This window comes from Ruminococcus sp. MSJ-25, from assembly GCF_018917825.1.
Classification (GTDB): domain Bacteria; phylum Bacillota; class Clostridia; order Oscillospirales; family Ruminococcaceae; genus Hominimerdicola; species Hominimerdicola aceti.
On sequence record NZ_JAHLPI010000001.1, the window covers coordinates 61,217 to 71,113 of the forward strand.

Here is a 9,897-nt window from a genome sequence, read left to right on the forward strand (position 1 = left end):
CTATGTACGTTTTTCTGTGTATTAAGAAATCATTCTCTGTTTTTAAGCACCTCGGCAGGGGTTATCTTGCCAAGCTTTCTTACAAGAATTGAGGTGATGATAAAGTATGTTGCCATTACTCCTGCGAAAATTATAACGTAAGCATACCATGAGAATGCAAGGTTTATTCCGCTTGTTACGTTTGGAATGAACACTGGGAAAACCTTGTCCATAAACATCTTTGAAAGCGGTATCTCGATAAGTGCGCCCAAAGTGATGATAATTGCGTTTCCGTTTAGGTAAAGCTTTTTCACGTCCTTGGTCTTATAGCCAAACACCTTCACAAGAGATATTCCAAAGGAAGCCCTTTCTATTGTAACATTCAGCATAAGGAACATCACAGAGCAGAAGATTATTACAGCAACCGCAATAAGCATTACTATCATTGACATCATAAGGTCTGTGAAAACTGCAGCTGAACGCTCGATATCCGATTTTGTTGTTGTGCTGTAAAGTCTGCCTTCGTCAATGTCAAGTTTCTTGTCTGAGAGCAAACAGTTGTAGTAAGTGTCGCTCTCACCGAAAAGCTCACGCATACTGTCAATATCCATAAACACCATAAGTCCGCCACGCTCGTCGCAGATATCCTCCACTGTGAATGCGTAATCCATTGAGGTCGCATCGTCTGTCAGGATAAACTTATCGTCCTTTGCCACTCCGTAACGCTCCACAACTGACTGGCTCACTGTTATAAAGCTCTTGCCTTTGTGTGTTTTCACATCATAATACTTGTTGTCGCTGTCCATACCCATAACGGTGACATCAAGGTTATAGCCAAGCTGTTCCTTTGAAAGCGTTTTTACAAAGCAAGCCTCGCCACCCTCTGGAACGCTTTCCTCCGGATATTTCAGAGTGTACATATACTCGTATTTTGTGTCATTTATAGTGTCTTTTCTCACGTTCTCACAGAGATAGTAGCAATCAACGCCAAGCATAAGAATGAACAGTGAAAACAGCATACTGAGAAGCACTGTTATGCCTGTGCGCATTTCACGAAGCATTTGGCGTATCTGAAATCTGCGGATAAAATTCCTGCTCTTTATCTTCACTCTGCTGTAGTGACCTGTTTTCTGCTCGTTTCTGATAAGTGAAAGAGCCGTCTGAGAAAGCCGCTTGTTTATCACAAGGGTATTAACTATCACCGAAACAACAGGAGGCATTACAATGCTGTAAATGATAAGATACAAAGGATAAACAGGGGTAAAATCAGGGAGCGAGAAATATGCGTAGCTGTCGAGAAGCTGATAATCGATCCCCACAGGTGAGAAGCCTATGACCGCACCGATTATTCCGCCAACAAATGCAACTATAGTCGGCAACGTTACGTAGTGGCGGATAAGATCTTTTTTCTTTGCGCCAAGAGCATAAAGCGCACCTATAACACTGCTTTCACGCTGGATCTGATGAATGACGAAAACAGAGATAACATAAGTAAGAAGTGCCACAAGTATAACACCCACACCAAGTCCTGCATATTTGTTCATGACAACGTCACCTGCCGCACCGGCTATACGAACGTTGTCGCCCTTTTTCACAAACATTGTCAGGTTGTCAAGATCAATGGTGAACACCTCGTCAAGAAGCTCGTCAGCCTGCTTTTTGAAGCTATCAATACCATTCGCAAGGCTCTCTGCACCGCTGTATGCAGATCTTACACCCTCTGACAGATCTTTTGAGCCGTCATATGCGGCTTTAACTCCTGCCGTGATAGCATTCGCACCCTCTGGGAGTGCCTTTGCACCCTCGTAAAGTCCGCCCATTGCGTCATAGAGAGCGTCTGCTCCCTCAGAAAGGGCTTTCACACCGTCTTTAAGGGTCTGAGAGCCGTCATAGAGCTTGTCGATACCATTTGAAATATCGTCACGCTGCTCCAAGACGTCCTTGATAGTTTCAAGATAATACTTGTCTGTGACTTTTTTATAATCAAAGTCAAAATCCTCGATCATTTTCTTCAGCTCATCATCAGTTGCCTTGCCGTTAAGTCTGTAAGAATAGCAAAGATCCTCCGCTTTCTGTTCGCTGTCATTTTTGAAATAGTCATACTGATCGTCGCTTACGAAAAGAAGTCCGAAGCCCTTGCTTGACACAGCCGTGTCAGAGAAATTTTCAAAAGGTGCGTCATAGTCAGGTATAGTTCCTATTCCAACTATCTCAAACTCAACTCCGCCTGCTGTAAGCTTATCGCCCACTGACAGAGAATGTTCCTCGCTGTAGCGCTTTTCGACTACCGCTTCGCCCTTTTTCTCAGCAAGTCTTCCGCTGTCAAGCTCGATAAGGTCAATGTCATTTCTTTTACGGAAAACACGGAGCTTTGAGCCGTCCTTTGCTGTAACGTCAATGCTGAAATGCTGTTCAAGAGTAATTCCTTTGTCTGTTATTTCCTTTTCCTGCTCGTCTGTAAGAGGAATAAAAACGCCGAACTGTCCGTCCTCAACCTTGTTTTGCTTACCATGTTCGGCAGTTCCGTCGATGATAGTGTCTGCGCTTGCAACCACGGAAACTATTATGTACATTCCCATTACGATAAGCAATACAAGCGCAAGATAACGAGCGAAATTTGTTTTAAGCTCACGTCCGAGCCTTTTTCTGAGTACCCTGTTCATTACAAGTCCTCCAGCTCTGCGGCAGGTATGCGTGTTTCGTTAAGATAATCCTTTTTGATAAGTCCGTCCTTAACGATTATTACCTTATGCACCATATTTTTTATAGCATTGTTGTGAGTAACGATAAGCATTGTTGTGCCATATTTTTCGTTTATCTTCTCCAACAGAATGAGAATATCCCTTGAAGTTTTAGAGTCAAGAGCGCCTGTAGGCTCGTCGCACAAAAGCAGCTTTGGATTTTTTATCAGCGCCCTTGCTATAGCACATCTCTGCTGCTGACCGCCTGAAAGCTGTGACGGAAACTTGTTTCTGTGTTCGGAAAGCCCCAACGTTGTGAGAAGTTCTTCCATATCCAGTGGCGAATCTGAAAGATATTCACAAACCTGAATATTTTCCACAACTGTCAGATTTGGAACGAGGTTATAAAACTGAAAGATAAAGCCCAGATTTTCCTTTCTGTAGTCGGCAAGCTTATCTGGTTTAAGACCGAAAATCTCCTTGCCGTCGACCTTAACAGAGCCACTGTCCATAGTGTCAAGGCCGCCTATGCAGTTAAGGAGCGTGGATTTACCAGAACCGCTCGTACCCTGAATAACGCACATCTGACCTTTTTCTAGGCTTGTGGTGATACCCTTTAGTACCTGAATATAGCTGGCGTCACTGCCGTAGCTTTTCTTCACATCTTTGATCTCCAAATACATATCATTTCCTCCATTTATAAGTTAGACTTAGCTAACTTTACTTTATATAAAAATGTGCATATCTGCACATTTCATCGACATTTGAGATACAAAATTCACACATAACGTTGTTATGTAGGTTTCTAAAAGTTACCGCCCGCAGGCGGCAATTTTCTAATCCTCGACTATCATTGTAAACCATATTTTTATTAGAAACTCCATTACTCTGCGCATATGGAGCTTTGCCTTTTCCACATCTCTCTCGTGAGTTAGCAAATGAGTGTAGGCGTCAACACTTATATGGGTTATCCAATGAAGCATATACTCATCAACGTGGCAGTTAGGCATTCTTGCGGCAGCTTTTTCCGCTGATATCCTAAAGCCCTGTTCTGTCATATCTACGATCATATCCACAGTATTTTCATACTCAGACCCTTGCGCACCCGTGAGCAGCAGCATAAAAACGTCATAGTGGAGATACATATAATCAACAAGCTTGTCAAGGTCGGTGTGAGTATCAATGTGATACTCAGCAGACAGCACCGCAGGGTCATCGCTATCCATATCCTGAGCGTCCTGCATATAATGCTCCGTAAGAAGCCTGCAAAGCTCTTTCAGCGGCTTATCGACAATAGCCTTGAACAAGTCATTTTTATTTTTAAAGAAGAAATACAGCGCACCGGTCGTCACGCCTGCGTCAGCGCATATTTTTCTCAGAGAAGCCTTCATATAACCATTTTCAGAGAACTCGGCCATTGCACTTTCCAACAGCTTTTCCCTTGTTTCAAGTTCGTCACCCATTACTGCACCCCGCTTTCCACTTCACATAACACTGTTATCTTAGCATATAACGTTCGATATGTCAATACATTTACTATATTTTCAGCATATTATATGATATTGAAACATAACGGTGTTATGTGATTGGTGACTATTGCAAAATAAAATGGGAAGCGGCATACCTGTCTGGTCAGATTTTACGATTTCTGACGGGTTAAAGTATATAAGCGATAGCTATAAAATTGCTATGGTTTACAGCGGTGACAGTGCTCCTATGCTGGTCCTTGAAAACAAGTACTCATATAGCTGGGATATTTGCATTAGTGCAAGCGAGGTGTCGTCAGGAGTTGCTTTCTACTCATACGATGACATTGCACAAGCTTTCAGCAACTACGGTGTAAGCATTTATGATATGGGACAGCTTCACATATTTACCTCTAATTATACCGAGATCTACGGAGTATATGCGGCTCCGGTCTGATATTACAACATAGTAACTATTCAAGTCAAATAAAAATCGGACCGAGCAAAATGTTCCACCGGAACATCTTACTCGGTCTTTTTCGTAGTATCGATAATTCAACATATTTACAACTATCCTGTATTTTTCACGCAATCACCAATCTGGTCATTTTCTCTATCCACTTATCAATGAAGCTTATAAACCCCTCAAAGCTTCATAGCTCTCCATTTGTTTGAAATAACGCCGATATTCCAATATGTAATAAAACAGATAAATAGCATACTGATTACTGATACGACAACCGCTTCAAAAATAAGGAACGGTGTCGAATAGGTTGATATGAATCTTGACGTAATTGTCAAAATAATATTTTGACAGAACCTAACAAATATCCCCAATAAGATAATGTCTAATATGAACCGCCATAGAAATGATTTTGTGAATTGGGTCATTGTTTTTCCTACTTATTATTCAACCGTGTATTCAATTGTGTTACTAATGGGAGTATATTCTCCTGTAGTATCATCATAATCCGTCACCAAAGTAACTGTATAATTACCTTCATCTGCAAAAGTCAGAAAGTTAGTCCACGTTTTACGATACGCCTGAAAACATTTGCATAATTTGCCATTTTGGGTTACATACCAAAATAAGTTTTTATCAGTTTCTTTCTGCGGTATTTCGGGTCTGTTTATAAGAATAATATTTTTATTTTCTTCAATCGTAATTTCCGCTAATAGAATTGAATCATCATCTTTTAAATCAGAAGAGGATACAACGCTCTGATTTTCTTTAATATTTGTTTGATGTTCAGGCGTAATTTCATAATCAAATGCTTTTAAATTCATATGAATGAGCATACAGAGAAAAAAGAGCAAAAACATTATAAAAATGCGAAAAAATTGTTTTTTATAAATTGCCTTGAAAAAATTAAATTTATTCCTGTATGTATAATGCTCACCCTTATAGGTTCTGTACGGAAACTCAACCAGCGTCAAAATGAGTTTAGAAGCATTATAAGAACATATCACAATCATTAAAAAGTATAATATCTTTGTTAAATGAAGTTCTGCCTTAAATTCACAAAATACATTATTATAAAAATAATCAAATCCTGCAAATGCAATTATGTATAGCATCAAATTCGGAAATATCAAAAGAGAAAGGTAATTATCTTTCTCTTCTACATTTCTGGGATATTTACGCATCTGTCAACACCTTCTCAAGCTTTGCTATCATTATTTTCGCAGAAGTTATGTCAGAATTATCACGCAGTGCTGAAAATAGTTCTGGAGCACTCTCTTTAAAATCGACATATTTCTTTTCAGATAATAATCTTGCATAAGCTAACCTATAATAATAATTTTGAACATCCACTAGTCGAATATTGTAGTACTGATTGACAATTGGTATTTTATTTATTTCTTCTTCAAATTCTTTATTTACACTGTAGGCTATACTCGATGCGCCATATGCCATTACTGCACTTTTACATTGACCGGATATATTACATAATTTATCAGGTATAAACCTTGTAACAGCAAGCGATATACCAAAGTACACTCCGCCGATCATGGCAAGCGTACCAAGCATATAAAACAATGTACAGAAAAACAGTTTAATAGGTGTATTCTCTCCAACAAAACTATCAGGAAATACCAAACAATAAATTGTTAGACTAAGCACAAGACCACAAACCGTTATTAATCCTGACAATGCAAATGTCTTTGGAGACAGCGGCTTAATGGTGCCTTCGTCAACAAATCTTTTGTAGTTATACCAAAATAATGCCTTGTTAGCCATAATTATGTCACCTCAGATATGAATCTTGACGTAATTGTCAAAATAATATTTTGACAAAGCCTAACAAATGTTCCCAATAAGATAACGTCTAATATGAACCGCCATAGGAATGATTTTGTGAATTGGGTCATTGCTTTTTCCCCTAAAATAATCAATCTTCTTTTTCCAGTGGTACACTCTCATACTCTTCAGAATTACTATTCTTACTCCTCTTAGAATATAAAATGGTATTGCTGATAGGGGCTTGATCTTCGATTTCTTCGTCATTATCCAAAACAAGAGTGACAGCGTAATCTCCGGCAGGAGCAAAAGTTAGAATATTTGTCCAGTTTGACCGAATAGCTAAACTGCGCTTATAGAACTCGCCGTCACAGGTAATGTACCAATATATTTTCTTTTCCATCTCAGCTAATTCTACGCTGTTCGGATCTAAATCATCATACACTGCAATACCAGAACGCTCTACAAGTATTGTATTGTTTTCATTGACGCTTAATCTTATTTCAATATTTTGTTTTATAAAATATGAATATGATGGAGAACTAAGTGACAAATTGTAATCGGAGGTATCCGTTATATCCAGAACTTCTTTTACATAACCTGATCTTTTATAATATGAGATTCGAAAATGCCGTTCAACTGGAATTTCTTTTTGAAATCCGTTGTCGCCCTTGATCGTTTCGACCTGACTTGATTTTAGTGATCGTTTTACATTAACACCATCACTGTTTTCTACCCAAATATTTCGATTATCGTATAACTCAATGCTGTCGGTTTCAATACTTATCGGATCATCATATTCTATATCGTCATTTATTTCGGATATCAGAGACAACTGTTCAAATACTGTCATATTGCTGATCTCAAATATTTTATTTATACCTGCACCTACTCCTATAAGCAAACAAATAAAAACTAATATCCGTATCCGTTTTTTTAACAAAAAATCTTTATCATGGTTTATTACGGCTGATGTAATAATTTTCAAGCCTAATTTTTTTGACTTATTAAATATCCTATATCTTGCACTTAGCAAAAGGCCCTCACCCATAGCCATTATAATGACTGCGGCATTATACACAACCAAAAGATAGCATATAAAATTAAATATTATCAATCTTTTGAAATCAGATATACCGTTAGTGAATATCCCTTCATACAAATATTCATAATAAACACCATAAGCCGCAAATACGCCAATCAGAAATAAAATAACATTTATTAAGCAAACATAGTAAATATGATTTTCTAACTCATTATTGCCATCTATCAAAAAAAATCCTCCTCTAAGTTCAATAATCTTCTTATTTCATTAATTACAAGTTTTGACCGTGTTACTGAAAAGGTCCGATATACATGAAAAAGCAGTAGATATGCCTTAATTGCCTAATTCTAATACTGAAATAAGCAATGGAAACAGTGTATAGAACTCAGAATCTTCAGCCTTTTTAGTATCTGCTTCGACTGCATACTCGTCATCTATTTTAAATTGTATCACAGCTTCTTCAATTTTGCAACCCTCATCGTAAATAAATTCCGAACAAATTCCTAAAGTTGCATCATTTGTCATTGCTTTTGAGCAAAGGCTTTCTCTTGCATCAAGATTTGACAGAATATTCCCTGCAGCTTTTATTTTAACCGATACATCGAAAGGATTTGTATCGGTATTAATATTTGAAAAATTTTCGACAACTGACGGAACGTCAACTTCAAATATATACTCAGAATCAGGCACGCCAAAAGTCTGGGGATTTAATGGATCAAGTCCTAGAGCTATTTCATCGCCGTCGTTTATACCGTCGTCATCTGTATCGTATTTTAATTGTATTGTGCAAAAGAAGTCAACACAAGACCAGTTTCAAGAAATTCAAGCGATTTAAAGTTTTCGTTAATAGTCACTCTATTAACTATACAGTTGAATATTTCCGCTGTTACACCTCTTTCCTTTAAAGCTTTGAATCCAAATGTTTTAGTTTCATTAGCTGCTATCGGGGTTGTTGTAACGTCGTTTGCAATAGAATATGAATTTGCATCTGCAGATACCAGTCTCGCATTCCATATATCCTCAATTGTAAAATTAGTATCAAAATTGAGTCGCCAAGCTTCTATTGGTTCGGCTGAGAGATTTTGTATTTTTATTTCACCGGTAAAACCGTTACCCCAATCGTTGGTAACATTCAGCGAAACAATATATTCATTTTCTGCTTTATCGGTTCTTTGTAAACAGATTTCAAAAGCTTTTGGAATTTCAAGACCTTCTCCTGTCACACAGTAACCGAAATTCACTTCCTGATCGGGCTGAATTTCATAATTATATCCTGCGTTTTTTATAATATACTGAGTTTTGCTGCTGTAAGCAATGCCGTTCCAAAGTCCGCTTATCTCTCCATGAGCGTCGTATTTCAAAGCCCAGTTTGATATAGTTTCTGAACCTATATTTTTGATTTTTATTTCAATATTCTGATTATTGCCCCATGAGCTTTTAATATCATAATAAACAACATAACCATTGCCTATATAGACAGATGAATTGTTATCAGCGACATCTGCTGCCGAAGCGTAGACCGGAACAATTATGTTGATGGGGACAATAACAGACATGAAAATTGAAATGATTCTTCTTTTCAATTTTTTCTTCCTGATATGTGAAATCTTGTTTTCATAGGAATCCGACGCACAGTTTTCCATGCTGAAAAATTATGATCAGAAATCCGATTGCCGCTCCTATGGTAATGCTTTCTTATATTTTTTTAGTCATCAAAATTAGAAGAAAGTGTTTTTTTCTTGCTGAATAATGTCCGACAATACTTTCTCCGGGTTTCAGACTGATTGTTTCAGACTCGCCGTCTTTTAAAAGAGCCGTTAAGAATCTTTGAATATTTTTCTTGTCCACATTTCCGTTTTCCCACGGAATAATATCAATTATTCCATTAGGATAAACAACCGTCATGTCGTTTACATTAAGGAATTCTGAGTATCCGCTCTAAAAAACAAAAAAAAGCCGATCCTATTGGTTTCTCTATTTTAAGAGATACCAACAAAATCGGCAGATCCAATAAATTTGTATTGAAAACTTTGTGAAAGTTCTTTTATATACAAAACGGCAGGCTTAGAGCAAAATATACTCAAAGTCTGCCGTTTTGTTTGACGATGTTTAATTGTTGAGGGTTCAGATCCTTTTTTAACGAAAAAGCATCTATGGTTTTACACCTGAAATTTTTACCCTCAAAACGCAAAAAAAGCTCGTAAATACGAGCTTTTCGAGGTGTGCATCTATTTTATTGCACAAGTATGGCTCCCCCTGTTGGACTCGAACCAACGACCCTTCGGTTAACAGCCGAATGCTCTACCGACTGAGCTAAGGAGGAATATGACTAAACAGAGAAGAATATTATCTTCTCTGTTTAGTAAGGTGTCGGCAGCACCCTATCTTACCGGGACGTTACCATCCAAGTATTTTCGGCGAAGAAGAGCTTAACTACTGTGTTCGGCATGGGAACAGGTGTGACCTCAACTCAAACGCCACCGA

At 38.0% G+C, this 9,897-nt stretch carries 9 protein-coding genes, 1 tRNA gene and 1 rRNA gene; 1 reads left to right on the plus strand and 10 read right to left on the minus strand.

Annotation, left to right across the window (positions count from 1 at the left end):
* Window positions 1-29 precede the first annotated feature (29 nt).
* The 3 genes from KQH97_RS00350 to KQH97_RS00360 form a co-directional block, all read right to left on the minus strand.
* On the minus strand, window positions 30-2,642 hold the full coding sequence (locus KQH97_RS00350) for an ABC transporter permease (RefSeq protein ID WP_216552035.1): 2,613 nt from the start codon (window positions 2,640-2,642) through the stop codon (window positions 30-32).
* Window positions 2,642-3,343: an ABC transporter ATP-binding protein gene (locus tag KQH97_RS00355; RefSeq protein ID WP_022287660.1), complete on the minus strand. Its 702-nt coding sequence runs from the start codon at window positions 3,341-3,343 to the stop codon at window positions 2,642-2,644. The genes KQH97_RS00350 and KQH97_RS00355 overlap by 1 nt, the downstream gene beginning before the upstream one ends.
* A 153-nt stretch (window positions 3,344-3,496) precedes the next feature.
* Window positions 3,497-4,123, minus strand: coding sequence for a TetR/AcrR family transcriptional regulator (locus KQH97_RS00360; protein WP_195552206.1), 627 nt, complete (start codon window positions 4,121-4,123; stop codon window positions 3,497-3,499).
* Between the two features lie 133 nt (window positions 4,124-4,256).
* On the opposite strand from KQH97_RS00360, the gene KQH97_RS00365 reads away from it, so the two are divergent.
* A complete protein-coding gene (locus KQH97_RS00365; RefSeq protein ID WP_216552037.1) occupies window positions 4,257-4,583 on the plus strand; it encodes a hypothetical protein in 327 nt (108 codons plus the stop codon).
* Window positions 4,584-5,032: 449 nt separating this feature from the next.
* Here the strand turns inward: KQH97_RS00365 and KQH97_RS00370 are convergent, their stop codons facing one another.
* From KQH97_RS00370 to rrf, 7 genes are all read right to left on the minus strand, one after another.
* Window positions 5,033-5,773 carry a hypothetical protein gene (locus KQH97_RS00370; RefSeq protein ID WP_216552040.1) on the minus strand — a complete coding sequence of 247 codons (741 nt, stop codon included), beginning with the start codon at window positions 5,771-5,773 and terminating at the stop codon, window positions 5,033-5,035.
* Window positions 5,766-6,368: a hypothetical protein gene (locus KQH97_RS00375; protein WP_216552042.1), complete on the minus strand. Its 603-nt coding sequence runs from the start codon at window positions 6,366-6,368 to the stop codon at window positions 5,766-5,768. Before KQH97_RS00375 ends, KQH97_RS00370 begins: the two co-directional genes overlap by 8 nt.
* A gap of 151 nt (window positions 6,369-6,519) precedes the next feature.
* Window positions 6,520-7,641, minus strand: coding sequence for a hypothetical protein (locus tag KQH97_RS00380; RefSeq protein ID WP_216552044.1), 1,122 nt, complete (start codon window positions 7,639-7,641; stop codon window positions 6,520-6,522).
* 105 nt (window positions 7,642-7,746) lie between these two features.
* A complete protein-coding gene (locus KQH97_RS00385) occupies window positions 7,747-8,103 on the minus strand; it encodes a hypothetical protein (protein ID WP_216552046.1) in 357 nt (118 codons plus the stop codon).
* Window positions 8,104-8,186: 83 nt separating this feature from the next.
* Complete coding sequence (locus tag KQH97_RS00390; RefSeq protein ID WP_216552048.1) at window positions 8,187-8,996, minus strand: cellulose binding domain-containing protein; 810 nt, start codon at window positions 8,994-8,996, stop codon at window positions 8,187-8,189.
* Between the two features lie 664 nt (window positions 8,997-9,660).
* Window positions 9,661-9,736, minus strand: a tRNA-Asn gene (locus tag KQH97_RS00395).
* Window positions 9,737-9,781: 45 nt separating this feature from the next.
* A 5S ribosomal RNA gene (gene rrf / locus KQH97_RS00400) occupies window positions 9,782-9,897 on the minus strand; the annotation flags it as partial.

Coding starts and splice junctions, on each gene's coding strand:
- KQH97_RS00350 (WP_216552035.1), bottom strand. CDS start 2,642: ATGAACAGGGTACTCAGAAAAAGGCTCGGACGTGAGCTTAAAACAAAT.
- KQH97_RS00355 (WP_022287660.1), bottom strand. CDS start 3,343: ATGTATTTGGAGATCAAAGATGTGAAGAAAAGCTACGGCAGTGACGCC.
- KQH97_RS00360 (WP_195552206.1), bottom strand. CDS start 4,123: ATGGGTGACGAACTTGAAACAAGGGAAAAGCTGTTGGAAAGTGCAATG.
- KQH97_RS00370 (WP_216552040.1), bottom strand. CDS start 5,773: ATGCGTAAATATCCCAGAAATGTAGAAGAGAAAGATAATTACCTTTCT.
- KQH97_RS00375 (WP_216552042.1), bottom strand. CDS start 6,368: ATGGCTAACAAGGCATTATTTTGGTATAACTACAAAAGATTTGTTGAC.